At 71.3% G+C, this 26,658-nt stretch carries 22 protein-coding genes and 1 pseudogene; 13 read left to right on the plus strand and 10 right to left on the minus strand.

The window, feature by feature from the left end; translation table 11 throughout:
• Positions 1–133 precede the first annotated feature (133 nt).
• The 6 genes from ddaH (at position 134) to ABZT06_RS39600 (ending at position 7,984) form a co-directional block, all read left to right on the plus strand.
• Positions 134–946, plus strand: a complete 813-nt coding sequence (ddaH, locus tag ABZT06_RS39575) for a dimethylargininase (RefSeq protein WP_355752387.1) — start codon at positions 134–136, stop codon at positions 944–946.
• The gene (gene rocD / locus ABZT06_RS39580; RefSeq protein ID WP_355752389.1) at positions 943–2,163 is read left to right on the plus strand and encodes an ornithine--oxo-acid transaminase; all 1,221 of its coding nucleotides are present in this window, start codon (positions 943–945) and stop codon (positions 2,161–2,163) included. The genes ddaH and rocD overlap by 4 nt, the downstream gene beginning before the upstream one ends.
• A 94-nt stretch (positions 2,164–2,257) precedes the next feature.
• The gene (locus ABZT06_RS39585; RefSeq protein WP_355752391.1) at positions 2,258–4,708 is read left to right on the plus strand and encodes a SpoIIE family protein phosphatase; all 2,451 of its coding nucleotides are present in this window, start codon (positions 2,258–2,260) and stop codon (positions 4,706–4,708) included.
• Between the two features lie 58 nt (positions 4,709–4,766).
• Complete coding sequence (locus ABZT06_RS39590; RefSeq protein WP_355752393.1) at positions 4,767–6,011, plus strand: SpoIIE family protein phosphatase; 1,245 nt, start codon at positions 4,767–4,769, stop codon at positions 6,009–6,011.
• A 156-nt stretch (positions 6,012–6,167) separates the two neighbouring features.
• The gene (locus ABZT06_RS39595; RefSeq protein ID WP_355752395.1) at positions 6,168–6,887 is read left to right on the plus strand and encodes a lysophospholipid acyltransferase family protein; all 720 of its coding nucleotides are present in this window, start codon (positions 6,168–6,170) and stop codon (positions 6,885–6,887) included.
• 74 nt (positions 6,888–6,961) lie between these two features.
• Positions 6,962–7,984: an NAD(P)-dependent oxidoreductase gene (locus ABZT06_RS39600; protein WP_355752431.1), complete on the plus strand. Its 1,023-nt coding sequence runs from the start codon at positions 6,962–6,964 to the stop codon at positions 7,982–7,984.
• 54 nt (positions 7,985–8,038) lie between these two features.
• Here the strand turns inward: ABZT06_RS39600 and ABZT06_RS39605 are convergent, their stop codons facing one another.
• The 8 genes from ABZT06_RS39605 to ABZT06_RS39640 form a co-directional block, all read right to left on the minus strand.
• Complete coding sequence (locus tag ABZT06_RS39605; protein ID WP_355752396.1) at positions 8,039–9,652, minus strand: alpha/beta hydrolase; 1,614 nt, start codon at positions 9,650–9,652, stop codon at positions 8,039–8,041.
• A 77-nt stretch (positions 9,653–9,729) separates the two neighbouring features.
• The gene (locus tag ABZT06_RS39610) at positions 9,730–10,557 is read right to left on the minus strand and encodes an urease accessory protein UreD (RefSeq protein WP_355752398.1); all 828 of its coding nucleotides are present in this window, start codon (positions 10,555–10,557) and stop codon (positions 9,730–9,732) included.
• A complete protein-coding gene (gene ureG, locus ABZT06_RS39615) occupies positions 10,545–11,222 on the minus strand; it encodes an urease accessory protein UreG (protein WP_355752400.1) in 678 nt (225 codons plus the stop codon). Before ureG ends, ABZT06_RS39610 begins: the two co-directional genes overlap by 13 nt.
• A 94-nt stretch (positions 11,223–11,316) precedes the next feature.
• Positions 11,317–11,994, minus strand: a complete 678-nt coding sequence (locus ABZT06_RS39620; RefSeq protein WP_355752402.1) for an urease accessory UreF family protein — start codon at positions 11,992–11,994, stop codon at positions 11,317–11,319.
• A complete protein-coding gene (locus ABZT06_RS39625) occupies positions 11,994–13,715 on the minus strand; it encodes an urease subunit alpha (RefSeq protein ID WP_355752404.1) in 1,722 nt (573 codons plus the stop codon). The genes ABZT06_RS39620 and ABZT06_RS39625 overlap by 1 nt, the downstream gene beginning before the upstream one ends.
• Positions 13,708–14,019, minus strand: a complete 312-nt coding sequence (locus ABZT06_RS39630; RefSeq protein ID WP_055523895.1) for an urease subunit beta — start codon at positions 14,017–14,019, stop codon at positions 13,708–13,710. The genes ABZT06_RS39625 and ABZT06_RS39630 overlap by 8 nt, the downstream gene beginning before the upstream one ends.
• Before the next feature lie 11 nt (positions 14,020–14,030).
• Positions 14,031–14,333, minus strand: a complete 303-nt coding sequence (locus ABZT06_RS39635; RefSeq protein WP_355752407.1) for an urease subunit gamma — start codon at positions 14,331–14,333, stop codon at positions 14,031–14,033.
• 132 nt (positions 14,334–14,465) lie between these two features.
• The gene (locus ABZT06_RS39640; RefSeq protein ID WP_355752408.1) at positions 14,466–15,095 is read right to left on the minus strand and encodes a TetR/AcrR family transcriptional regulator; all 630 of its coding nucleotides are present in this window, start codon (positions 15,093–15,095) and stop codon (positions 14,466–14,468) included.
• A gap of 123 nt (positions 15,096–15,218) precedes the next feature.
• Between ABZT06_RS39640 and ABZT06_RS39645 the strand changes: the two genes are divergently transcribed.
• On the plus strand, positions 15,219–16,205 hold the full coding sequence (locus ABZT06_RS39645) for an ABC transporter permease (protein WP_355752410.1): 987 nt from the start codon (positions 15,219–15,221) through the stop codon (positions 16,203–16,205).
• Positions 16,206–16,271: 66 nt separating this feature from the next.
• On the opposite strand, the gene ABZT06_RS39650 is transcribed toward ABZT06_RS39645, so the two are convergent.
• The gene (locus tag ABZT06_RS39650) at positions 16,272–16,550 is read right to left on the minus strand and encodes a type II toxin-antitoxin system Phd/YefM family antitoxin (protein ID WP_355752412.1); all 279 of its coding nucleotides are present in this window, start codon (positions 16,548–16,550) and stop codon (positions 16,272–16,274) included.
• A gap of 299 nt (positions 16,551–16,849) precedes the next feature.
• Positions 16,850–17,595: pseudogene (locus ABZT06_RS39655) on the minus strand (transposase); the annotation flags it as partial.
• Between the two features lie 794 nt (positions 17,596–18,389).
• On the opposite strand from ABZT06_RS39655, the gene ABZT06_RS39660 reads away from it, so the two are divergent.
• The 6 genes from ABZT06_RS39660 to ABZT06_RS39685 form a co-directional block, all read left to right on the plus strand.
• A complete protein-coding gene (locus tag ABZT06_RS39660) occupies positions 18,390–19,733 on the plus strand; it encodes a hydrolase (protein WP_355752414.1) in 1,344 nt (447 codons plus the stop codon).
• A 296-nt stretch (positions 19,734–20,029) separates the two neighbouring features.
• Positions 20,030–22,294, plus strand: coding sequence for a HAMP domain-containing protein (locus tag ABZT06_RS39665; protein WP_355752416.1), 2,265 nt, complete (start codon positions 20,030–20,032; stop codon positions 22,292–22,294).
• A 15-nt stretch (positions 22,295–22,309) separates the two neighbouring features.
• The gene (gene pgsB / locus ABZT06_RS39670) at positions 22,310–23,800 is read left to right on the plus strand and encodes a poly-gamma-glutamate synthase PgsB (protein ID WP_355752418.1); all 1,491 of its coding nucleotides are present in this window, start codon (positions 22,310–22,312) and stop codon (positions 23,798–23,800) included.
• Entirely contained in the window at positions 23,797–24,279 is a 483-nt protein-coding gene (locus tag ABZT06_RS39675; protein ID WP_355752420.1) for a poly-gamma-glutamate biosynthesis protein PgsC/CapC, read from the plus strand. The genes pgsB and ABZT06_RS39675 overlap by 4 nt, the downstream gene beginning before the upstream one ends.
• Before the next feature lie 44 nt (positions 24,280–24,323).
• Positions 24,324–25,397, plus strand: coding sequence for an NlpC/P60 family protein (locus tag ABZT06_RS39680; protein ID WP_355752422.1), 1,074 nt, complete (start codon positions 24,324–24,326; stop codon positions 25,395–25,397).
• Positions 25,398–25,468: 71 nt separating this feature from the next.
• Positions 25,469–26,658, plus strand: a 1,190-nt coding sequence (locus ABZT06_RS39685; protein ID WP_355752424.1) for a glycosyltransferase family 39 protein, incomplete at its 3' end; no start/stop codon positions are given.

Genomic DNA, 26,658 nt, shown 5'->3' on the forward strand with positions numbered 1-26,658 from the left:
GTGCGTCATATCCGTCGAATACGCAGCGTTCCTGCGCGGACACGCAATTCCTGTTCCTTGTCGGGCGTGCCCGTCACTTCCTACCTTGGTGTCAACCCTCAGTGAACACCGCAGGAAGCGGAGGAACCCCTCTGTGTCCGACGCCCGTGTGCCGAGCCGGCGGCGTTTTCTCGTCTGCGAACCCAGACACTTCGCCGTGCAGTACGCGATCAACCCCTGGATGCATCCCGACACCCATGTCGACGTGGACCTCGCGCAGGAGCAGTGGCGGACACTGATCCGCGCCTACGAGGCGCACGGTCACAACGTCGACGCCGTGGAGCCGGTCCCCGGTCTCCCGGACATGGTCTTCGCCGCGAACTCGGCGGTCGTCGTCGGCGGCCGTGTCTTCGGCTCCCTCTTCCACGCGCCGGAGCGGCGCCCCGAGTCCACGCACTACGACCTGTGGTTCAAGAAGGCAGGCTACGACGTCCGGCGCCCCCGGGCGGTCTGCGAGGGCGAGGGCGATCTCGTCTGGACGGGCCGGTACGTACTGGCGGGCACCGGGTTCCGCACGACCCGGGAGGCGCACCGCGAGGTGCAGGAGTTCTTCGGCCACCCGGTGATCAGCCTGACGCTGGTCGACCCGCACTTCTACCACCTGGACACCGCGCTGTTCGTCCTGGACGAGAACAACATCGCTTATTACCCGGAGGCCTTTTCGCCGGGCAGCCGCGCGGTACTCGCACAGCTGTACCCGGACGCGGTGCTCGCGACCCGCGACGACGCGATGGCGTTCGGGCTGAACTCCGTCTCCGACGGCCGGCACGTCTTCATCGCCCCGCAGGCCGAGGCCCTCGCCCTGCGCCTCGACGACCACGGCTATGTCCCCGTCCCCGTCGACCTCTCCGAGTTCCACAAGGCCGGCGGCGGCATCAAGTGCTGCACCCAGGAGATCCGCTCATGACCGCACCCGTAGGCACGCGTTCCTCCGCCGATCTCATCAGCGCCGAGGAGCCGGTCCTCGCGCACAACTACCATCCCCTGCCCGTGGTCGTCGCCCGCGCCGAGGGCACCTGGGTCCAGGACGTGGAGGGCCGCCGCTACCTGGACATGCTCGCCGGGTACTCCGCGCTGAACTTCGGCCACCGCCACCCGGCACTGATCGAGGCCGCGCACCGGCAGCTGGACCGCCTCACCCTCACGTCCCGGGCCTTCCACAACGACCGGCTCGCCGAGTTCGCGGAACGCCTGGCCGAGCTGACCGGCCTGGACATGGTGCTGCCGATGAACACCGGCGCGGAGGCGGTGGAGAGCGGCATCAAGGTGGCCCGCAAGTGGGCGTACGAGGTGAAGGGCGTCCCCGCCGACCGGGCCACGATCGTGGTCGCGGCGGAGAACTTCCACGGCCGTACGACGACGATCGTGTCGTTCTCCACGGACGAGACGGCGAGGACGGGCTTCGGGCCCTTCACACCGGGTTTCCGGATCGTGCCGTACAACGACCTGGCGGCGCTGGAGGCAGCGATCGACGAGACGACGGCCGCGGTGCTCCTGGAGCCCATCCAGGGCGAGGCGGGCGTGGTCATCCCGGATGACGGCTACCTGAGCGGTGTCCGCGAGATCACGCGCCGCAAGGGCTGCCTGTTCGTCGCGGACGAGATCCAGTCCGGCCTCGGCCGCACGGGCCGCACACTGGCCGTCGAGCACGACGGGGTCGTCCCCGACGTCCTGCTCCTGGGCAAGGCCCTGGGCGGTGGCATCGTCCCGGTCTCCGCGGTGGTCGCCCGCCGTGACGTCCTCGGCGTACTGCGCCCGGGCGAACACGGCTCGACCTTCGGTGGCAACCCGCTGGCGGCGGCGGTGGGCACGGCGGTGGTCGAGCTTCTGGAGACGGGCGAGTTCCAGCGCCGGGCGGCCGAGCTCGGCGCCCTCCTGCGGGACGGACTGACCGGGCTGGTCGGCAAGGGAGTCGTCGGCTTCCGCGCGAGGGGCCTGTGGGCGGGCGTGGACATCGACCCGACGATCGGCACAGGCCGGGAGGTCAGCAAGCTCCTGATGCACGAGGGAATCCTGGTCAAGGACACCCACGGCTCGACGATCAGGCTGGCCCCTCCGCTGACGATCACGGCGGAGGAACTGGAATCCGCGCTGGGAGTGCTGGAAAGGGTCCTGAGGCGGTAGCTCACCCGCCCCTCCCTGGCCGCGCACTCCACCACACCGGGTGAAGATGTGACGAAGAGGTGATAGACCACTCTCAGCGACAGAGAGGCCGTCCGTGGGCGCTCAGGAGGAGCACGACACCACCCGGCACTGGTTCGACGTGGCCGATGCCGCTCCCCTGCTGCTCGACGCCCACGGCACGGTGACCGGCTGGACCAGGGACGCCGAGCGCCTGCTGGACTACGCCGCCTCCGAAGCCGTAGGACGAAGCGTCTCGGCCCTGCTCACCCCCGAGGACGCCCATCGGCTGCCGGAGATCACCGCGCGCTGCCGGGCCGACGGGAGCTGGGCGGGGCTGCTGACCGCCGTGCACAAACACGGCCGGTCGGTGCGGGTCATGGTCCGGATCACGGTGGCCGACGACCCCGACGGCTCCGGCGGCTCCCTCGGCTCCGCCCGCTGGCTGGTCCTGCTGTCCGAGATGGCGGAAGCCCCCGGCTGGGACATGAGCCGCGAGGTGCTGGAGCAGCTGGTCACCCGCTCCCCCATCGGCATCGCGGTCGTGGACACGGATCTGCGCTGTGTGTGGTCCAACCCGGCGCTGGAGCAGTTCGGCAGCGCACCGGCCCAGCGGCGGCTGGGGCTGCGGTTCGCGGAGATCCAGCCGGGTCTGGACGCCGAGGCGATCGAGGCGCAGATGCGGCACGTGCTGGAGACCGGCGAGCGGGTCGTGGGGTACGAGCACGTCGGCCGGGTCCGCTCCGCCCCGCACCGCGAGACCGCGCACACGATGTCGTTCACCCGGATCGACGACGACCGGGGTCACCCGATGGGCGTCTACTACACGGTCGTCGACATGACCGAGCGGCACCGGGCTCAGCAGCGCCTCGCTCTGCTCGACCGGGCCGGCGAGTACATCGGCCGCAGCCTGGACATCCGGCGCACCGCGCAGGAGCTGGCCGACGTGGCGGTACCGGCGCTGGCCGACTACATCACCGTGGACCTGCTGGAGTCGGTGCTGCGGGGAGGGGAGCCCGCCATGCAGGAGACGCTGCTGCGGGCCGGGCAGGCGTCGGTGAACGAGGGCGTCCCCGAGGCCGTCGTGGAGGTCGGTGAGGTGGCCGCCTACCGGCCGGGTTCGCCCCCGCTGCGGTGTCTGGCCGAGGGCACGTCCTGGCGGGAGGAGCGGCTCGACCCCCTGGCCGCGGAGTGGGCGACCGACATACCCGGCGGGCGGCAGGCCACGTTCCTGGAGCTGGGCCTGCACAGCGTGATGGTCGTGCCGATCCGCGCGCGGGGCGTCACCCTGGGCGTCACCACCTTCTTCCGCCGGCGCCGCCAGGAACCCTTCGACGACGGCGACCTGAACCTCGCCGAGGACCTCGTCTCCAGGGCCGCCGTCTGTGTGGACAACGCCTGGCGCTACACCCGTGAACGCGAGGCCGCGCTCGTCCTCCAGCGCAGTCTTCTCCCCCACCGGCTGCCGGAGCAGGACGCCGTGGAGGTGACCGCCTGCTACCGGCCCGCCGACGAGCTGACGGGCCTGGGCGGGGACTGGTACGACCTCATCCCGCTCTCCGGCGCACGGGTCGCCCTCGTGGTCGGCGAGGTGCCCGGGCACGGGATCGGCGCCGCCGCGGCGATGGGCCGGCTGCGGACCGCCGTACGGACCCTGGCGGCGCTGGATCTTCCGCCCGAGGAGGTTTTGGGTCACCTGGACGACCTGGTCGCCCGGTCGGCGCACGAGGAGGGCGTGGGGACGGGGGCGGAGGACACCGACAGCGCCCGGGGCTCCGGATGCGTGTACGTCGTCTACGACCCGGTCGACGGGCAGTGCACGATGGCCACCGCCGGCCATCCCGTACCCGCCGTGATCCTGCCCGACGGAACGGTCGCCTTCGTGGACCTTCCGCAGGGGCCCTCGCTCGGCGTCGGCGGTGCGCCCTTCGAGTCGGTCGAGCTGGCCCTCGCCGAGGGCAGCACCCTGGCGCTGCACACCGACGGGCTGCTCGCCCGCGCCGGGGAGTGGGCCATGGACGACGGCCGCAGCCGGCTGCGCCAGGCCCTGGAGAGGTCCGCGTCCTCGCTCGACCTGCGCTGCCGCGCCGTGGTCGACGCCCTGGCCCCGGACCGGCCGCACGACGACGTGGCCCTCCTCATGGCCCGCACCCGGCTGCTGGGGCCCGACCAGGTCGCGGACTGGGACGTGCCCGTCGACCCGGCCCGGGTGGCCGAGGCCCGCAAGACGGCGTCCCGGCAGCTGTCGGACTGGGGCCTGGAGGAGTTCGCCTTCACCACGGAGCTGGTCGTCAGCGAACTGGTCACCAACGCCATCCGGCACGCCGTCGGCCCGATCCGGCTCCGGCTGATCCGGGAGCGGTCGCTGATCTGCGAGGTGTTCGACAGCGGGGACACCGCCCCCCATCTGCGCCACCCGCGCACCACCGACGAGGGCGGCCGCGGGCTGCTGCTGGTCTCCCAGTTCGCCCGGCGCTGGGGCACCCGGTTCGTGCCCGAGGGAAAGATCATCTGGGCCGAGCAGTCCCTCGCGGATCCACCGGACTGACCCCCGGACCCCGCATACCGTGGGAAAATGGTGCGAACCCGGCGGGGAGGCAGCGGCCATGAGCGACACACCCAGCGACACCGACTCCATCGACTACCCAGCCGTGTTCCAGGCTCTGCCCGGCATGGTCGCGCTGATCACTCCCGACCTGGTGTACGCGGACGTCAACGAGGAGTTCCTGCGCATGGCCGGGCGCCGGCGCGAGGAGGTCGTGGGCCACTTTCTCTTCGACGTCTTCCCGGACAACCCGAACGAATCCTCGCCGACCGGGATGCGCAACCTGGCCGCCTCCCTGCGCCGGGTGGTGGAGACCGGGGAGCGCGACTCCATGGCCCTGCAGCGGTACGACGTCGAGGTGCCGGGCCTGCCGGGGGTGTGGGAGGAGCGCTACTGGAGTCCCTGCAACGCCCCGGTGCTCGGCGCGGACGGCAAGGTCGAACTGCTCGTGCACCGGGTCGAGGAGGTCACCGAGCTGATCCGGGCCCGCGGCGGCGCGAGCGGCGACCGGGACCGCGTCCTGGAGGCCGAGCTGTACACCCGCGCCCGTGAACTCCAGGAGGTCAACGAGCGGTTGCGGCGGGCCCAGGCCCGTGACCGCGAGGTCGCCCTCGCCCTTCAGGAGGCCATGCTGCCCACCGGTCGCCAGACCTTGCGGCACGGGGCCGCCGTACGCTACCGGCCGGCGGTCGGCGCACTGCACGTGTGCGGCGACTGGTACGACCTGGTGGACCTGGTCGGCGGCCACCGCGTCGGCGTCTCGGTCGGTGACGTGGTGGGCCACGGTCTCGCGGCCGCCGGGGTGATGGGCCAGCTGCGCAGCGCCCTGAGCGCCGCCTCCCGGGTGGCCGAGGGCCCGGCGCAGGCCCTGGACGTGCTGGGCCGGTACGCCCATGTGGTCGACGGCGCCGAGTCCGCCACCGCGGTCACCACCTTCATCGACCTCGACCACGGCACCCTCACCTACAGCAGTGCCGGGCACCCGCCGCCGATGCTGGTGCACCCCGACGGCCGGGTGGAGTGCCTGGACAAGGCGACCGACCCGCCGCTCGACGCCCGCCCCGAGCCGACGCGCCGGCCGCAGGCCGCGACCACCTTCACCAGCGGCGCCACCCTCGCCCTGTACACCGATGGCCTGGTGGAGCGGCGCAGCGAGGACATCGACACCGGGCTCGCCCGGCTCGCCGACTCCCTCGCCCGGCACCGCGGGGACGATCCCGAGACCCTTGCCGACGCGGTCCTGCTGGAGCTCCTCCCGCCCGGGGGCGCCACGGACGACACGGCACTGGTCATCGTGCGGCTGTGAACGCCGGCGTGTGGCGGACGCGGTCACCGCCGGGGCCCGTGCGCGGCCCTGTTCCGGCGGTCGCGCCCTGCGCCTACACTGACAGCCCCGCCTCACGCCGGTTGACCAGCCAGAACGCGGAGTTGAGCCGTCCGCCCGACCGAGGAGCGCCCCCTCTTGTTCTACTACCTGCTCAAATACGTGCTGTTGGGGCCGTTGCTGAGACTGGTCTTCCGGCCTCGAATAGAGGGTCTGGAGCACATCCCGGAGTCGGGTGCGGCCATCGTCGCGGGCAACCACCTGTCCTTCTCCGACCACTTCCTGATGCCCGCGGTGCTCAAGCGGCGCATCACCTTCCTGGCGAAGGCCGAGTACTTCACCGGCCCCGGCCTCAAGGGCCGGCTGACCGCCTTCTTCTTCCGCAGCGCCGGGCAGATCCCGGTCGACCGGTCCGGCAAGGAAGCGGGGCAGGCCGCCATCCGCGAGGGGCTCGGCGTGCTGCGCAAGGACGAACTGCTCGGCATCTACCCGGAGGGCACCCGCTCCCACGACGGCCGCCTCTACAAGGGCAAGGTCGGCGTCGCGGTGATGGCTCTCAAGGCCCAGGCGCCGGTCATCCCCTGCGCGATGATCGGCACCTTCGAGGCACAGCCGCCCGGCAAGGTCATCCCCAACATCCATCCCGTGGTGATCCGTTTCGGCAAGCCGCTGGACTTCTCCCGCTACGCCGGGATGGAGAACGAGAAGGCGATCCTGCGCGCCATCACCGACGAGATCATGTACGCCATCCTGAAACTGTCCGACCAGGAGTACGTCGACCAGTACGCGGCCGTGGTGAAGGCGGAAGAGGCCGCCGCGGCGAAGGAGCGCAAGTTCCGGCGGCTGCCGCTGAGTTGAGGTCTGCCGTCGGCAGAACCCCCTGGAGGAACCGGGGCTGAGCGCCGTACGGTCACCGCATGACACGACGTGCTGTGGTGGTCGGAGCGACCGGACAGATCGGGCGGGCGGCCGTGGGCGCGCTGGCCGGGGACGGCTGGGAGGTGACGGCCGTCTCCCGGAGCGGCGGACGGGACGAGAGCTGGCCCGCCGAGGTGCGTACCGCGCGGGCCGACCGGGCGGACCACGCCGCCCTGGCCGCCGCGGTGGGCGACGGCTGCGAGGTCCTGGTGGACATGGTGGCCTACGGCCCCGCGCACGCACGGCAGTTGGTGTCGCTGGCCGACCGGGTGGGCTCGGCCGTGGTGATCTCCAGCGTGTCGGTGTACGAGGACGGCAAGGGCCGGAGCTTCGACACCCAGGGCGAGCCGGACGGCTTCCCGGAGTACCCGGTGCCCCTGACCGAGGACCAGCGGACCGTCACCCCGGGCGACACCTCGTACAGCACCCGCAAGGCCGGGCTCGAGCGTGAACTCCTCGCGGCCGGAGGGCGGTTGCCGACCACGCTGCTGCGGGCCGGCGCGATCCACGGACCGCACTGCCGGACGCCGCGCGAGCTCTACTTCGTCAAGCGCAACCTGGACGGCAGGACCCGGCGCGTTCTCCCCTTCGGCGGGCGGAGCCGCTTCCACCCCGCGAGCGTCCACAACATCGCGGAGCTGATCCGGCTCGCGGCCGCGCGGCCGGGCACACGGGCCCTGAACGCCGTGGACCCGGACGCCCCGACGGTGGCGGAGATCGCCGCCGCGATCGACGCCGTCATGGGCGTGGAGGCCGAGACGGTCCTGCTGGACGGACCGCCGCCGTCGCCGGCCGTGGGCGACACCCCGTGGTCGGTGCCCGTACCCGTCGTCTGCGACATGGGCGCCGCCGAACGGGAGTTGGGCTATCACGCCGTGGTGCGGTACGCGGACCGGCTGCCGGAGACCGTCGCCTGGATCGAGGGGCAGCTGGCCGGACGGGACTGGCGGGAGGCGTACCCGAAGATGTTCCAGACCTACGGCGACCTCTTCGACTACGCGGCGGAGGACGCGTATCTCGACTCGCCCGGCGCATGACGAAGGGGCGGCCCGTGGCTCGGGCCGCCCCTCCTTGGTCCTACGGCGTACCGCTCACGGCTTGGGCGTGGCGTGCGGGGCGCACGTCACGTCGGCCTTGTCCAGCTCGCCGGTGAGCAGGTAGGCGTCCACCCGCGGGTTGATGCACGGGTTGACCAGGCCGGTCACGCCGTGCGAGCCCGCGTCCTTCTCGGTGATCAGGCGGGAGCCCTTGAAGCGCTTGTGCAGTTCCACGCCGCCCTCGTAGGGGGTGGCCGCGTCACGCTGGGACTGCACGATCAGCACGCCGGGCAGGCCCTTGCCGGTGCGGACCTCGACCGGGGTCTGCTGCTTGACCGGCCAGGTGGCACAGGGCAGGTTGAGCCAGGCGTTGGCCCAGGTCATGAACGGGTACTTCTTGTTCAGCGCGGTGTTGTCCCGGTCCCACTTCTTCCAGCTGGTGGGCCACTTGGCGTCGGTGCACTCGACGGCCGTGTAGACCGCGTTGCCGTTCTCCGAGGAGATGTTGCCCGCGGTGTCCGACAGGTCCGGGGCGGCCGCGTCGACCAGCGCCTGGGTGTCACCGGCGAAGTACTTGCTGAACACGGTGGCGACCGGCACCCACGAGGAGTCGTAGTACGGCGCGCTCTGGAAGAAACCGATCAGCTCGGCCGGGCCGACGACCCCGCCGATGGGGTTCTTCTTGGCGGTGGCCCGCAGTTCGAGCCACTTCGCCTCGACCGCGGCCCGCGTGGTGCCGAGGTGGAAGGCGGCGTCGTTGGCGGCGACCCAGTCCTCCCAGTCCTTCCAGCGGCCCTCGAAGGCGATGTCCTGGTCGAGGTTGGCCTCGTACCAGATGTTCTGGCGGGACGGGTTGACGACACTGTCGACGACCATGCGGCGCACGTGGCCCGGGAACATCGTGCCGTAGACGGCGCCGATGTAGGTACCGTAGGAGACGCCCAGGTAGTTGAGCTTCTTCTCGCCGAGCGCGGCACGGATGACGTCCAGGTCGCGCACGGTGTTGGGCGTGGTCATCTGCTGGAGCATCGCCTTGCCGGTGCGCTCGGCGCAGCCGTCGGCGTACTCACGGGCCAGCTTGCGCTGGGCGCGCTTGTCGGCCTCGCTGTCCGGCACCGGGTCCATCTTGGGCGCCTTCACGAACGCCTGCGGGTCCATGCAGGAGATGGGCGCGGAGTGGCCGACGCCGCGCGGGTCGAAGCCCACGAAGTCGTAGGCCTTGGCCGCGTTGGCCCAGATCGGGTTCTTGTTCGTGACGCGGAGCGGGAAGCGCATGCCCGAGCCACCCGGTCCGCCCGGGTTGTAGACGAGGGCGCCCTGGCGCTCCGCCGTCGTGCCGGTGTTGCCGATGTGGTCGACGGCGAGCTTGATCTGCTTGCCGTTCGGCTTGGCGTAGTCCAGCGGCACACTGACCCAGCCGCACTGGACCGGCTTCGCGATCCCCCAGTCGGCGGGGCAGTCCGCCCAGTCGATACCGGCCTTCGCGGCGCGGTCGGCGGCGATCGAGGCGCCCACGGCCTCGCGGTCCGTTCCGTGCCGACCCGTCCGGTCGAACGTGTTGGCGCCGGACGCGGGTGCCGCGACGGCACCGGATATCAGCGTGGCCGTGATGAGCACTCCGGCCGAACCGAGTGCCGTCGTGCGCCACTTCGGTCTCGTCTCCCTCAAGAGGGACCCCTCCCCGTACGTCGTTTCGATTCCTCCGGGGATCCTCGTGGTTGTGAAGTCACTGTGAACAGGGTTTGTCAGGCTTCTTTGCCAATCCGATAAACGGAAGAACCTGTTCGCTCGGCGGACCAGGGAGCCAGCGCCACCAGCGCCGCGTCCAGCACCCGACGCAACAGCAGTGCGTCCGGAGCCACGGCGGTGACGAGCGCGGCAGGTCCGGCGAGGGGTACGACGGCGGCACCCTCGCCGAGCGCCCGCGCCGACACCGGCTCGTCGGCGAACTCCGGCCGTACGACGAGGACCTGGCCGACCGCCCGGTGTCCCGCGAGCACGGCCGGGCCGTCCCAGCCGCCGGGCGCCCCGGGCCCGCAGGCCAGCTCCTGATCGAGTACGGTCCGTCCCGCGACCCGCAGCACGAGCCGGCTGCTCAGCCGCCCGGGCTCCTCCCCCACCCGCCCGAGGACCTGCTCCTCCCGCAGCACGAGCCGGCCCGTCGCTGCGAGGTCGATCCGCGTGGTGACGTACAGGTCACTGCCGCCCACGGAGATCAACTGCTCGGGCAGCCAGTGCAGTTCGCCTCCGTCGGCGACGGTGAGACGGACGTCGTAGCGGGCTTCTCCCTTGGTCTGCCCCGGCAGGGCGATGGTCGCGGCGGCCGATCCGACACGCAGCCGGGCGCCCTCGCGGACGTCGGCCTCCACGGTGAAGTGGTCGCCGCCGAGGGGTCCGCTCATCGCGCCGACGAGCATGACGCGCGTCTCCGCACCGCTCCCCCGGGTCCGCCGCAGCGCCAGCGGCCCGTCGCTCTCCAGCACGGGCAGGGCCGTTCCGCCGCGCCCGTCGTCCCGCGCGACCATCCGCGCGGTGGCCCGCACCCCCGCCACGGCCGCGGTCACGCCGTCCACGCGGCGAGCTGTGCCCGGACCCAGGCGGCGGTGTCCTTGACGCCGGTCTCGCTCCGCAGCGACTGGAAGACGACGGGCAGTTCGGCGCGCTGGGCCTTGGCGTCGGCGGCCATCCGCGCGAGGTCGGAGCCGACGTACGGGGCCAGGTCGGTCTTGTTGACGATGAGCAGGTCGGCGGTGGTGACGCCGGGGCCGCCCTTCCTCGGAATGTCGTCTCCTCCGGCCACGTCGATGACGAAGATCTGGGCGTCGACCAGGCCCTTGGAGAAGGTGGCGGTGAGGTTGTCGCCGCCGCTCTCCACGAGGATCAGGTCCAAGGGGCCGACCTCGTCCTCCAGGTCCTCGACGGCTTCCAGGTTGGCGGAGATGTCGTCCCTGATCGCGGTGTGCGGGCAGGCTCCGGTCTCCACGGCGGTGATCCGCTCGGGGGGCAGCACGGCTTCCCTGAGCAGGAACTCGGCGTCCTCGCGGGTGTAGATGTCGTTGGTGACGACGGCGAGGGACAGCTCGTCGCGGAGGGCTCTGCAGAGGGCGGCGACGGTGGCTGTCTTGCCGGAGCCGACGGGACCGCCCAGGCCGATACGCAGGGCTCGGTGGGAGCCGTCCGGGCGGTGGGCGTCGACGCTGACTGCGGCGGGGCCGTTGTGGTGGTGGTCCAAGTGCATCTACGGCTCCTCGGGTTCGTGGTCGGGTGCGGGTGTGTTGTGGGGGCCGGTCGCGCAGTTCCCCGCGCCCCTGGGTGGGATACCTGAGCGCTCCCTATGACGCGAACAGGCGTACCGGCCAGGCCGCATGTGTCTCCGCTGCGATTTCCAGCAACGGCGCTGACGCGGACGGCAGGGCATCCGCCCCCTCTCCGCTGACGGCGCGCCGCGCGGCTTCCACCGCACGGTCCGCGACCCGGTCCAACTCCGGTGCCAGCCTCGCCAGTACACCCGTAGCGTCGAAGGGGTCCAGGCTCAGCAACCGCACCGTCGCTGACGCAGGGCCGCTCACGCTCTCGTACGCCGCGCAGTGCGCCGCGTCCACGGGCTCCAGGCCCGCCGCGCGTGCCGTCAGTCCCAGTACCACCGGCTGATGCGCGCCCTTGGGGAACGCCCTTGCCAGCGCGTCGAGTTCGGACGAAGGCCAGGTCGCCCGGGCCGCCCTCATCAGCTGACGGCCCAGCTTGCGTGCGGCCGTGCGCAGGGCGGGGGACGGCGTGCGGGCGTCCGCGGCATCGTCCAACTGCCGTGGGTCCATGCCAAGTACCGCCGCCGCGGCCAGCGCCGCCGACACCAGTCCCGCCGTGTGCAGCCGACCCCGGCAGAAGGACTCCAGGCTCTCCGCTCCCGTGATGCGCCCCGCCTTGACGGCCGCCTCGGCCCCGCCGGAGTGCGCGTGCCCTCCGGCGGGGAACCGGCCGTCGGCCAGGACGAGAAGTGCGGCCCTGGACATCAGAAGAGGAAGTAACGCTGGGCCATGGGCAGTTCGGCTGCGGGTGTGGCCTCCACCAGCTCCCCGTCGATGTGCACGGCGAAGCTGTCGGGGTCGACCCGTACGTCGGGCCGCGCGTCGTTCTCCCGCATGTCGGCCTTGGTGACCGCGCGCGTCGACTCGATCGCCACGAACCGCTTCCCGAGCTGGAGCCGCTCCGGCAGCCCGTCCTCGATGGCGAGGGGGGCCACGAAGTTGAAGGAGTTCGCGGCGGGCGCCCGTCCGATCGCCCCGTACATCGGCCGGGGAAGGATCGGCTGCGGGGTCGGGATGGACGCGTTCGCGTCGCCCATCTGCGCGTAGGCGATCTGGCCGCCCTTGATCACGAGATGCGGCTTGACCCCGAAGAACGCGGGCTCCCACAGCACCAGGTCGGCCAGCTTGCCGGTCTCCACCGACCCCACCTCGTGGGAGAGCCCCTGCGCGACGGCGGGGTTGATCGTGTACTTGGCGACATAGCGCCGTACCCGGTGGTTGTCCGCCCGGCCGTCTCCCGGCAGCGCACCCCGGCGCCGCTTCATGACGTGCGCGGTCTGCCAGGTCCGCATGATGACCTCGCCGACGCGTCCCATGGCCTGGGCGTCCGAGGAGATGATCGAGATGGCGCCCAGGTCGTGCAGGATGTCCTCGGCGCCGATGGTCGTGGGACGGATACGGGACTCGGCGAACGCGAGGTCCTCCGGCACCGCCGCGTTGAGGTGGTGGCACACCATCAGCATGTCGAGGTGTTCCTCGGCGGTGTTGACGGTGAAGGGCCGGGTCGGGTTGGTCGAGCTCGGCAGCACGTGGGGCTGGGAGACCACGGTCATGATGTCCGGCGCGTGCCCGCCGCCGGCACCCTCGGTGTGGTAGGCGTGGATGCCCCGGCCGGCGATCGCGGCGAGGGTGTCGCCGACGAATCCGGCCTCGTTGAGGGTGTCGGTGTGGATGGCGACCTGGATGCCGGTCCGCTCGGCGACGGTCAGCGAGGCGTCGATGACGGCCGGGGTCGAGCCCCAGTCCTCGTGCAGCTTCAGCCCGAGCGCGCCCCCGCGGATCTGGGACAGCATCGCCTCGTGGGAGACGGTGTTGCCCTTGCCGAGGAAGCCGATGTTGAGCGGGTATTGCTCCATCGCCTCCAGCATCCGGGCGAGATGCCAGGGGCCGGGGGTGACGGTGGTGGCCTTGGACCCTTCGGCGGGGCCGGTGCCGCCGCCCACCAGGGTGGTCACCCCGGACGCCAGTGCCTCGTCGGCGATCTGCGGGCAGATGAAGTGCACATGGGCGTCGATGGCGCCGGCGGTCAGGATCCGGCCGTTCCCCGCGATGATCTCGGTCTCGGGGCCGATCACCAGGTCGGGGTGCACCCCGTCCATGGTGTCGGGGTTGCCCGCCTTGCCGATCCCGGTGATCCGGCCGTCGCGGATGCCGACGTCGGCCTTGACGACACCCCAGTGGTCGACGACGACCACGCCGGTGATGACGGTGTCGGGGGTGCCGTCTGCGCGCGTAGCACGCGACTGGCCCATCGACTCGCGGATGACCTTGCCGCCGCCGAACACGGCCTCGTCACCGGCGAGCCCGGGACCGCCGCTGCGGTCCTCCTCGACCTCGATCAGCAGATCGGTGTCGGCGAGCCGGATGCGGTCGCCGGTGGTGGGGCCGAACAGGTCGGCATAGGCGGCACGAGAGATCTCAGGCATCGAGGGCACCTCCGGTCTCCCCGCGCAGGCCCGGCACCACGCGGGCACCGGTGAGCGGGACGAGTTCCACGTCGACCGGGATCCCGGGCTCGAAGCGCACGGCGGTGCCGGCGGCGACGTTCAGCCGCTTGCCGCGCGCCGCGGCGCGGTCGAACTCCAGGCCGGGGTTGGCCTCGGCGAAGTGGTAGTGGGAGCCGACCTGGACGGGCCGGTCGGCGGCGTTGAGGACGGTCAGCCGGGTGACCTCGCGGCCCTCGTTGTAGACGATCGGGTCCTCGGCGAACAGGATCTCTCCGGGAATCACGGCAGCCCCCGTCAGACGATCGGGTCGTGGACGGTGACGAGCTTGGTGCCGTCCGGGAAGGTCGCCTCGACCTGGACGTCGTGGATCATCTCGGGGATGCCCTCCATGACGTCGTCGCGGGTCAGCAACGTCCGTCCGGAGGCCATGAGTTCGGCGACGGTACGGCCGTCACGCGCGCCTTCGAGGATGTGTGACGTGATGAGGGCGACCACCTCGGGGTGGTTGAGCCTGAGCCCGCGGGCCCGACGCTTCTCCGCGACGTCGGCCGCCACGTGGATGAGCAGCCTCTCTTGCTCGTGCGGGGTCAGTTGCACGTCCCACCTCACAGTCCTCGCTCCGGACCGTGCGGGGCCCGGTTGCCTCAGCCCCTGGGCAAAGTCCCTGGTGGCGTGGATCCGCAGGCTAGTTGGATCCGGTTTCAGGCACGTTAACCGAGCTGTGATCCATCAGCGTGTGTCGGCCTCGTCCCGCATGCTCATCAGTGCCCGCAGACCGTCGCCCAGCACCCCGGCGGGGGTCGGCCCGAACAGGGCCTGCTGCGCGAGGAAGCCCATCGCGGCCGCCATCATCGTGCGGGCCACGTACTCCGGAGCCACGTCCGACCGCATCACCCCGGCGTCCTGGTACGCCCCGACGATCCGCGTCCAGGCCTCCCGCACGGCGCCGTAGCCCTCGCGCAGGACGGCCGCGAGCTCGTCGTTGCGGAGGGTCTCGGTCCACACCTGGACGACCAGCCGCGGGAACGCCGGCCGCCCGTCCACGGTCAGAGACTCCTTGGTGGCGAGGACGCGGCCGAGCACCGACGCCACCAGGCGGTCCGGAGGCGGGGGCGGGCTGTTGCGGGCCGCCTCCTCGAAGCTCTCGTGGACCTGGCCGAGCACCTCCTCGACGATCGCTCCGATCAACTCCTCCTTGCCGCTGAAGTAGCGGTACACGGCCCCGGCCGAGAGGTCGACCTCCTTCAGGACGTCCTGCATGGACGTGGCGTGGAAGCCGTTGCGGGCGAAGCAGACCGCAGCGCCGTCGAGGATCTGCCGACGCCTGGCGTCGAGGTGTGCCTGGGATACGCGAGCCATGCCCTCAAAGTAAAACGAACATTCCTTCTTGACAAGACGGGACGACGGCGAGACGGTGTGGGCGAACAAAAACGAACGATCCTTCTTTTTAGCGGGGCCGCGTCGGCTCCGGAGAGGACCACCATGTCCACCCGCCGCATGATCACGGTCGTCGTCCTCGTGCCGCTGCTCGCCACCCTGGCCCTGTGGGCCTTCGCCTGGCCCGCCGCCCGCACCGCCCCTCGCGACCTGCCGCTCGGCGTGGCCGGGCCGGCCGCCGCGACCGTTCAGGTGGAGAAACAGCTCCGGCAACACGAGGGCGCCTTCGAGATCCACCGCTACGCCGACGAGAGGGCCGCTCGGGCGGCGATCGAGGACCGGACCGTATACGGCGCGGTCGTCGTCACCGCACAGGGCTCCGAGCTGCTCACCGCGTCGGCCGCGAGCCCGGTCGTGGCCCAGCTCCTCCAGCAGGCCGTGACCCGGCAGGCCGCCGCGAGCGGCGCCGAAGTGAGGACCGTGGACGTCGTCCCGGCCCCGGCCTCCGACCCGAGGGGCGCGGTCCTGAGCTCCTCGGTGCTGCCGCTGACGCTGAGCGGCATCATCGCGGGCGCGCTGGTGACCCTGCTCGGACTGCGCGGTCTGCGGGCCGCGGCCGCGCTGGTCCTCTGCGCCGCGCTGGTGGGCGTCATCGCGGCCGCCCTGGCGCACAGCTGGCTCGGCGCCCTCACCGGGAACTGGTGGGCGGAGGCGGGGACGCTCGCCCTGGCGACGCTGGCGGTGAGCGCGGCCGTCGCGGGACTCGCCGCCCTGTTCGGCTTCGCGGGGATCGGGGTCGCGGCGTTCCTCGTGATGTTCCTCGGCAACCCGTTCTCGGGAGCGACCTCGGCCCCGCGGCTGCTGCCCGTGCCGGTGGGCACGATCGGCCAGTGGCTGCCGCCGGGCGCGAGCGCGACCCTGCTGCGCTCGGTGTCCTTCTTCGACGGCGCGGCGGCGACCGGGCCCGCCCTGACGCTCACCTGGTGGGCCGTGCTGGGCCTGGGTGCCGTACTGCTGGGGAACGCACTGAAGTCGCGGGCGAAGAACGCCACGTCCGCCGCCGACGAGCGCGAACTCGCCCCCGTCGGCTGACCGGCCCCCGATCTGCCGTGCCCCTGGCCCCGACGGCCGGGGGCACACGCGTCTCCACGGGGGCCGCTACGCCGGGCCGGTTCCCCGGTGATGCGCCGCGATTCCGAACCGCTGCTGTTCGCGAGAAGCGGACGCGACCTCCCGCACGGTGGAGACCGCGCTGATCACCGGCTCCTCCACGTGCTCCCGCAACTCCTCCAGCCGCTCGAGGTCGGCGGCGGAGACGAGGGCGACCAGCGGCTTTCCGTGCCGTGTGACGACGACGCGCTCACCGCCGTACACCACCCGGTTGATCAGGTCGGCGAGCTCAGCCCTGGCTTGCGTCACCGGAATCTCGTAGGCCATACCCCTAGCTTACGGGGCGTCCATCTGGTTCACCGTGGTCTGTGACGACATCAAAGTTCCAGGTCAGGGGCTCTCGTGTGCTGCCGGGCGCTCTCGTCCGTGAGAAATGTGTGAGACGAGGTGAGACGAAGAGCTATCCGGTCGCACTGAATCCTGGCAGGTCTCCGGTGCGGCGGAACGCCCCCCTCCGACCGGCCCCGTGGAGAACTCCGGCCGGGCGGGTGCTTGCCCGTCGACGCACCGGAGGCTGGGCGGATCTCCACCCAGCCTCCATGTCGGCAGCCGTGGTGGGCATCCTGCGTGGGCGTCGGTCGGCGCATCACTCGGTCCGACCGCAGTCGGCCCAGGACTTCGACGGGCAGGTCGCTCAGCAGGTGGGCGATGCGGGGCGCGTCGTGTCCGGCGTCCAGCACGACCAGGACGTTGGGGTCGCCGGGCTTCCATTGGCCGGCGGCGACGAGCCGTTCGACAACCTCGCGGAGTCGGACCGTGGTCACGGCGGCGACGTCGGCGCCGGGGCCCAGGCGGACCGCGTCCAGCAACGCCGTCCAGGAGGTTCGGCCGGTTTCCAGCGCCGCGACGCCGAGTTGGGCCAGCCTGGGATCATCTGGTGCTTTGCCCGCAACGGCCGAAGGTGTGGCAAAAGGTCCGGTCAGGGCAGGTGTTGGCGTCCGGCCGCAGCCACGGCGAGACGTCCGCGGCCAGCACGATCCGGCCGTCCGCTGTCCGCGGCAGCGGCAGCGGCAGCGGCAGCGGCAGCGGCAGCGGCAGCGGCAGCGGCAGCGAGGCCAGTGTGCGGCGCAGCCGGCCACGTCGATCCACCCCTGGTTGAGACCGCCGTTCAGAGAGCCCCGTGCCCGCGGCGATGTTCCGGTGCGAGGGCCAGATCGGCCAGCGTCCGCACCGGCCCGTCGATGCACAGCAACGCGTCGCACAACTCGAAACAGCGGTCGCCCCGCGCGGTCCGACACGCGTACAACTCCGTCCGGAAGCGTGGCAGTTCCGCGAACGCATCCCGTAGGACACCCTGATGCACCAGACTCACGACCACGGCCTTCGCGCTGATCCCCTCTGTGCCGGAGCAAAGGATCAAACGAAGGCGCGAGTGATCAAGCTCGAGGGACCATTCGATCAATCCGGCGGGCTGGAGTTGCTGGGAGCCGCCTATGCCGAGCCCTGCCTGCAGCAACTGTTCCCCTGGCATGCAGCCCGCCGCTGGGGGTACCTACTGGGTCTCCGGTCCCCTCCAAAGCCAGACAGTTGGCGCGGCAGCTACAGCACAGGAGGCCGTCCGCCATGGTGGCCCAGCGTCTTCCAGTGGGCTGCGGTCCTGACTTCCTGGGCACACCGAAAGAACTCTCGGCTCACGAAGCCAAAACGAAGAGGCACCCGGACTGACGAAGGCCGAAGGACAAGCCAAGGCGTCCGGTATGCACGAGCGCGAGCGTTAAGACCGCCGACGTCACCTAACACCGTCGAAGCTCGTGACCGCGTATGTGCGAAGCGCACTCGTCAGAGCCACGCGGAGATCGCCAGCCGCAGGTCCAGCAGTGTGAAACCGTCGTACACGCGTGCCGCGGCTCGGGGCGTCGTTCACGTCGGCGAGGCTGCCCGGTGGGTTCAGGCACGAGTGGTCGTTGAGGACCTCGGGCGGGGATGGGCTTGCGGGGACCAGGGCTGTTGCGGCAGATCAGCTTGAGGTACGCCCAGGCGCCCGCGTGCCGTATGTGAGGTCACCCTGTCCGTATCCCGGGTGCGTGAGTCCGCCCGTCGCCGCAGCGATACGGTGTGCGGCAGTCGATCGCGCGTTCTGCGATCGCCGACCAACAAGGGGGTTTCATGAAACACCGCCGTCCGCGGCCCCGTCGTAGAGCCGTCGCAAGAGCGGTCGGTTCGGCGAGTGTGCTGGCCGTCGCGCTGGGTGTGGGGATGACGCCGGCGATGGCCGCCGGGAAGACGTCGGCCACGCCTACGGCCACCGGGTTCTCGCCCGACGAGCCCGACCCGGACACGAACTGGGCGCCCGAGAACGACGAGGCGCCGCTGACCAAGCAGTCCGTACGCCCCGAGGCGGCCGCCTCCAGCCGCACGGCCGCGTCCGCTCTGCAGCTCAAGATGCCCGCCCCGACCGGGCCGAACAGCGTGGGCATGGTCGGCCTGCATCTCGTCGACTCGTCCCGTACGGATCCGTACGTGGGCGGCAAGCGCGAGGTGATGGTGTCGCTGTGGTATCCGGCCACCGCCACGTCCGGGCACTATCAGGCGCCGTGGATGCCGTCGATCTCCGGGGCCCACTACCTCACCACGCACGGGATGTCGCCGCAGCAGGTGACCCTGCCCAAGACCGCGGGCCATGTCCTCGCCCCGGTGAAGACCTCGCTCGGCAAGCTGCCCGTCCTGCTGTACTCGACCGGGCTGCACTCGGACCGCGCACAGGGCACCGCGCTCGCCCAGGATCTCGCCAGCCGCGGCTACCTCGTCGTCACCGTCGACCACACCCACGACGCCAACGAGGTGCAGTTCCCGGGCAACCGGCTCGAGCTCAACAGGATGCCGCCGGGCACACACTCCTCCGACACGCTCAAGATACGCGCGGCCGACATCAAGTTCGTCATCAACCAGCTCGGCAAGATCAGCACTGGCGGCAACCCGGACGCGGGCCACGCGACGCTGCCCGCCGGGCTGAAGCAGTCGGTCGACATGTCCCGTATCGGGATGTTCGGCTGGTCGCTGGGCGGTGGGGCGGTCCCGACCGCCATGCAGCTCGACAAGCGGATCGGCGCCGGTGCCAACCTGGACGGCCAGTTCTTCGGAACGGCGCCGAGCAAGGACCTGGACCGCCCGTTCATGCTCTTCAGCTCCGGCACCCACAACCGCAACAACGACGCATCGTGGCGCACGATGTGGTCGCACCTGAAGGGGTACCGGGTCGACATCAAGCTCAAGGGCGCGGCGCACCTGTCGTTCTGCGACCAGGAGTGGATGGTGCCGCAGGAGGCGGGCCTGCTCGGGCTGTCCAAGTCTCAGATCGAGCAGCAGTACGGCACGATCGACCCGGCCCGGGCCGTCCAGGTCCAGCGCGTCTATCTCGCCGCCTTCTTCGACCAGACGCTGCGTCGCAAGCACAGCACCCTGCTCGACGGTCCTTCCTCCAAGTACCCGGAGATCTCTTTCGTCCGCTGACGGGAGAGTTGACCGGACAGCTCACCGCGCGTTCGAAGGGCCGGGTCTGCTTGCGGGGCCGGCCCTTCCGCATGCCGGGGTGGTAGGCGTCGCCGCCGCCCGGTGTTCCCGTGAATTCGAATTAACATGTACGTCACATGAGGTGAGAGTGTGATGGTTACGTGACAGGCGGCGGCTAGGATGTTCGCTCTATCGAACATTTGGGCGCTCGACGCCAGTTGAGGAAGGACCTCCCCCTGCCCTCCGCACCCCGGGCGCCGCGCCGACACCGCATTCGCCGCCGCGCCGATATGCCGATGCTTGGCGGGGTTCGCCCGCCGACAGCCTCACTTGTCGTACTCCTGCTGGTGGTCGCCGTCCTGACCGTGATCGGCCTCGGCGGTCTCCGCACGGGGGGCCTCCCGCAGGCCGTGTCGGACGAGGAGCAGCAGATCGCCGCGGACACCGCGCAGTCGCTGCGCACCGCGATCGACACCGAGGCGAGCACGGTTCGCCGTACCGCGAGCGGGTACCCGGCGACGAGCGCATCGACCCCCTCCACCACGCTCAAGGCGCTGACCTCTGCCGGAAAGTCGGTCCTCGGCGGTGCGCTGCTCGACCGGCGCACCGGCAAACTACTGGCGGCCGGCGGCCAGACGGTGCCACTGGCCGCGGTGGACGTCGTCAGGACGGCGTCCGGGTCCCGGACAGTCCCGCCCCGTCTGGTGACGTCGGGCGGTACCCGGCGACTGCTGTACTTCGCCAGGATCACGCTGCCCGCACAGCAGGAGGAGCCCGACCAGGACCAGTACCAGGCCCCGGACCGGCCCGAGCGGCAGTGGTTGCTGGTGGTCTCCGAAGCGCTCCCGCCCCTCGCCGCGTACGGCGACGGACGCACCGTCGAAGTGGTGGACGCGAGCGGCACGCCACTCGCCACCGCGGCCCATGGCAAGGTGTCGCAGGCAGCCGCCGACAGCGGCCTGTCCGCTGCGGCCGCCCGCGCGGTGCGGGAATCCGGGGCCGGCACCGACGCCTCCGGAAGCCTGCGGGGAGCCACCACCGGCAGCCGGCACACCGTGGCCGGCTGGGCCCAGGTTGCCTCGTCGACCGGTCCGGGCGACACCGACGACCTGGGTCTGGTGGTGCTCACTGCCCGAGCGGTGCCCGCCACGGCCTCCACCGCCGACTACTCGCGCTTCGCGCTCGGGGCCGCCGGAGCGCTGGCCGGAGTCGCGCTGCTGCTCGGGCTGACGCTGTACCTGTCCGTGCAGCGGCCACTGCTGCGGCTGTATCTGTCCGCCGGCCGCGTGGCCCGGGGCGCGACCGGGGACGGGTCGACCGCGTCGGCGGATCTGTCCCGGCCGGTTCCGGTGCACGGCTTCGGAGAACTGGCCCGGATCGGGCGGGCACTGGACTCACTGCGCCGGCAACTGGTCGGCGAGAGCGGCCCGCAGGAGTTCCCGGCCCGTCGCGGGCCGGGCTACCGGGTGCTGGCTGCGGTCTGCGTGGTCGTGGTGGGTTGCTGGGGGCTGCCGATGATCTTCCTGCTGAACCGGGCGGACGCCGAGACCGCGGTTCCGGCCGCGGTCCTCGCCGACCAACAGGCGCGCACCGAGATCGTGGCGAACCGGATCCGGCAGTCCCTCGACCAGTCGTACACCGACCTGAGCACCGTGGCCGCGAGCCTGCCGGGCCGGAGCCGGGCCGCCCAGACCGAGGCTCTGCGACACTCCCTCGCCGACCACAGGCAGTACCGCTCGCTGTATCTCCTGGACCGCTCGGGCGGCATCACCCTGAGGGTGGGCGGCACCCCGTGGCGCACCCGCGTCCATGTGCCCGTCGGCGGCGGGATCACCACCGTCAACACCTCGGGCCGGATTCCGGCGATCGCCGCCTACGCCCAGGTCCGGCCCGTCAAGGGCAAGGCCGAGGCGGCCGGGGTGGTCCTGTTCGGCGAGATCGACGTGAAGGCGCTCAACTCCATCCTGCCCAGGCCGAAACTGGGCAGCGTCTGGGTGACGGACGGCGAGGAGAAGGTGCTGGCGGCAAGCGTGGGCTACCGCGCCTTCCAGTCGCTGCCCGACGCCGGCCTGACCCGTCTCGCCCGCGCCACCCAGAGCGCCCCGGGGACCGCGGGCACGGCGACCTCGGCCGTGCACCTCACCTCCTCCGGCCCCTCGGTCGATGCCGCCGCGCCCCTGGCGCAGAGCGGCCCCACGGCCCGCCTCGGCTGGCACGTGGTGACCGCGGAGCCCGCGGCAGCGCTCCAGATCCCCGCGGTGCAGGCCGAACAGCGCACCATGCTCGCCGGCATCCTGGGCCTCGCCGTGAGCGCGGCCTGTCTGGGCTGGCTTCATGTCGTGGTGATCCGGCCGCTGCGCGCGGTTGCCGTACTCGTCGAGCGGCTCGCCGGCGGAGACCGCCGTACCGTGCTGCATCCGGTCAACCACGACGAGATCGGCTCGGTCACCCGCAGCCTGGAGCTGATCCGCCAGGCACTGGCGGAACGCGACCGGGCGGCCAGGTCCCGCCACGCCCCCGGGCCTGCCCGGCCCCTGCGCGAGAACACCCTCCAGCGGTAGAAGGACGGAATCGGTTTGCTCTTCCTCTATGTCATCGTCGTGCTGTGCTGCGCCGGGCTGTGGATCGCCGGAATCCTGGAGCAGCGGCGGCACTTCGCGTCGCTGGAGCAGATACCGACGCGGGTGCTGGTCAATGGCATCCGCGGCAAGAGTTCCATCACCCGGCTGTGCGCGGGCGCGCTGCGCGGCGGCGGCCTGGTCACGGTGGCCAAGACGACCGGCACCGCGGCCCGGTTCATCCATCCGGACGCCACCGAGGAACCGGTGTACCGCAAGTTCGGCATCGCCAACGTCGTCGAGCAGATCGGCATCGTACGGCGGGCGGCGACCTACCGGCCGGACGCCTTGGTGATCGAGTGCATGGCGGTGATGCCGGCGCTGCAGGAGATCAATCAGGAGAAGCTGATCCGTTCCACGATCGGCGTGCTGTGCAATGTCCGCGAGGACCATCTGGAGGAGATGGGGCCCACGCTGGACGATGTCGCCCGCTCGCTCTCCCGCTCGATGCCGGTGGGCGGGGTGTGCGTGACGGCGGAGAAGGACCGGCTGCACATCCTCCAGGAGGAGGCCGACAAGCGGAACTGCCGTCTGATCGCGGTCGATCCGGAGTCGGTGACCGACGCCGAACTGCGCGGTTTCAGCTGGTTCACCTTCAAGGAGAACGTGGCGATCGCACTCGCCGTCGCCGAACTGCTCGGCGTGGAGCGGCAGACCGCGATGCAGGGCATGTGGGACGCACCGCCCGACCCGGGCGTGCTGTCGGTGGAGCGCTACATCACCCCCGAGGGCAAGCGGCTGCGGTTCGCCAACGTCTTCGCGGCCAACGATCCCGAGTCCACGCTGATGAACGTGAAGCAGCTGGAGGATCTGGGCGCGATCAGACGGCCGATCGGCGTGGTCATCAACTGCCGCCCGGACCGGGTGGAGCGCAACGGTCAGATGGGTACGATCGTCCCCGATCTCGGCGCCGAGACGGTGTTCCTGATCGGCCACCCGACCAAGAGCGCCCGCGACGCGATTCCGGACGGCTTCACCGGGCGAGTCGTGGATCTCGGCGGCGACCGCCGGGACCCCGAGGAGCTGACCGCGGCGATGCTCGCGGAACTCGGCCCGTCCTCCTCGCTGGTGGCGATCGGCAACATCCACGGTCAGGGCGAGCGGTTCCTGGAATGCCTCGCCGAGCTGCTGCTGGACGAGTCCGAGGACCCGTTCGACGCCATTCCCGACGGCGACGGCCTGGACCAGGAGACCATGCAGATCGCGCTGCCCCGGCCGCGGGTCTCGGTGGCCCGGCCGCCCGAGCCTGAGCCGTACAACTGGGTGGCACCGCTGGAGACACCGACGTACGCCTTCCGCATCCCCGAACAACGTGACCTCGCCCGCCGGTACGCCACCCGCCACGGCAGGTCCGACGACCAGAGCGCCGCGGATGACCCCTACCACCCCCACGACTCCTACGACCCGCTCCACTCCTACGATTCGCCCCAGGCCACGAGGAACCCGTGATCCCCGCCCACCTCAACGCACAGACCGCCGCACTCGGGATCGCCCTCGGGCTGGTCTTCTCGCTCATCTGCTATCTGACCACCAACCTCTCCCCCGGGGGAATGATCACCCCGGGCTGGATCGCCCTCACACTCGTCACCGACGTGCGGATGGCCGGGCTGATGGTCGGTGTGGCGGCGGCCACGTATTTCATGACGAAGCTGCTGCAGCGCACGGTGATTCTCTACGGCAAGCGGCTGTTCGCCGCCGTGGTGCTGTGCGCGGTGGTGATCCAGACCACCGTGATGCTCGCCCTCAACCACGAGTTCCCGTTGCTGTACACGTCACAGACCCTTGGCTTCATCGTCCCCGGCCTGGTCTCTTACCAGATGGTCCGGCAGCCCATATCGGCCACGGTCATCTCGACCACGGCGGTGACGCTGGCCACGTACGTGGTGCTGGTCTCCGGCCTGTTGATGGGCGCACTGCCCACCGGCTGACCTGCCCAACCCCCTCTCACCTCACACCTCCAGGAGGATCGGCCATGCACTCCAACCCCGTCAGCAGACGCAGCAGCCCGACTCGCCGCGCCGTGCTCGGGACCATCGCGGGCGTCGCGGCCGCCGGGGTGGCGGGCGGGTACGCCTGGGACCACCTCGGAAACGGCAGCGACGACAGCGCCAGTACGGCCGCCGACGGCGCGAGCACCCGGCCCACCGGGGCCCACACCTTCGAGCGCCTGTCCGACCCCGACCGCACCGTGGTCCGTGCCGCCGACGGCGGCACGCTGGCCACCTTCACCGACGGCGCCCGTACGGCCGTACTCACCGGGCCCACCCGCAGCTTCAGCGAGCCGCGCACCACCGAGGCCAAGGTGACCACGGACGCCTGGGTGCGGCTGCTGCCGCACGAGTGGCAGCGCGGCATGGAGAAGTCCGCCTCGTTCAAGGCCTGGTTCCGCAAGGCGCTCGGCGACACCAGCCCGGACGTCTTCGCGGTGGCGTTCGAGTACAGCAGCGCCGGGGCGCCCGACAAGCACAACGCCACCGGCGTGCGCGTCGCGGGCACCGCCCATTTCGGCCCGCGCAACGAGGGGGTCAAGAACCCGCTGGACTTCGCCTACTACGACGAGAAGTCCGACTTCTACGACTATCTGGGCATCAGCTGGACCTTCACGGACGGCACGCGCGTGCAGCCGGAGAACGACCGCTACGGCTGTGTGGACTGCTCCGGCTTCCAGCGTCTGGTGTGGGGTTACCGCATGGGCATCCCCCTGCACAACACCAACACCAAGGGCACCGGTCTGCCGCGCCGTGCCTTCGCCATCGCCGCAGACGGTCCAGGCCACCTGGTGATCCCCCACACCGGCACGCGGCAGGCCACCGACCTGGACGCCCTGCAACCCGGCGATCTGGTCTTCTTCGCCATCATCAAGGACCGGCCGGACTTCATCGACCACGTCGGCATGTACATGGGCCTCGACGAGGAGGGCCGGCACCGCTTCTACTCCAGCCGCTCCGCCGCCAACGGCCCGACCATGGGCGATCTGTCGGGCCACGCGCTGCTGGACGGCACCGACTTCTACGCCCGCGGCTTCCGGGCGGCCCGCCGCCTGTGAGCCGGCTGCCCGTGATTCCGCCGCCTGTGCACCGCCGCCTCACCTGACCTGCTGATCCGAGGACCACCGCCATGACCGCCATCCCCGCCGTCCAGCCCACCGGCGCGCACCGAGGCCGCCGGGCGGCGAGCCGACGCTCCGGCCGGCCGGAAGACGCCCCGCGCTGGGAGCGCCCGGCGCTCGCCGCGGTGCTGGCCCTCGCCACCGTGATGTACTCCTGGGGCATCGGGCACGCCGCGCTCCACCCCTACTACGGTGCGGCGATAAGGTCGATGGCCGGGGGCTGGCGGGCGTTCTTCTTCGGCGGTGTCGACGCCAGTGGCTCGATCAGCATCGACAAGCTGCCCGGCGCCTTCTGGCCCGACGCCGTCTCCGTTTGGCTCTTCGGCCCGCACACCTGGGCGGCCGCGCTTCCGCATGTGGTCGAAGGGGTGCTCACCGTATGGCTGTTGCACCGGATCGTGCGGGCCTGGGCCGGTCCGTTCGCCGCGCTGATCGCCGCGCTGACGCTCACCCTCACCCCGGTCACCGTGGCCCTCAACCGTGCCACCATCCCGGACACCGCGCTCACCCTGCTCCTGGTGGCGGCCGCCGGAGCGCTGCAGAAGGCGGTGCGCACCGAGCGGCTGCTGCCGCTGGTCACCTGCGGGATCTGGGTCGGGCTCGCCTTCCAGACGAAGATGCTGCAGGCGTGGCTGGTGCTGCCGGTCTTTGCCGCCGTGTACCAACTCGCCGCGCCCGGCACGGCGTTGAAGCGGGCTGTGCGGCTCCTGGTGGGTGGTGCGGTCGCGCTGGCGGTCTCCTGCGCGTGGATACTGATCGCCTGGGTGACACCGGCCGCCCACCGGCCGTACCTCGACGGAACGTCCGACAACAATCCGTTCGCCCTGGTCTTCGGCTACAACGGCCTGAGCCGCTTCAGCAGCGATGCCACCGCGTTCGGCGCCGTCGCGGGCACCGCGGCCAGCCGCACCACCGGCAACACCGGCTGGGACATGCTGTTCAACCACACGGTCGGCCCGCAGGTCGCCTGGTTCCTGCCGCTCGCTGTGCTCGCCGCCGTCCTGGGCTTCGTCTGGCGCGCCGGGCAACCGCGAACCGACCTGCCGCGCGCGGGTTTTGCGCTGTGGGGTGGCTGGCTGGCCATGCACGCCCTGGTGTTCGGTGTCTCCAACGGCAACCACGCCTACTACACGGCCGTCGTCGCCCCGGCACTCGCCGCACTGGCCGGCGGCGGGCTCGCGCTCTTCCGATCGGAGTA

It is taken from the genome of Streptomyces sp. NPDC005483, from assembly GCF_040606035.1.
Taxonomy (GTDB): Bacteria; Actinomycetota; Actinomycetes; order Streptomycetales; family Streptomycetaceae; genus Streptomyces.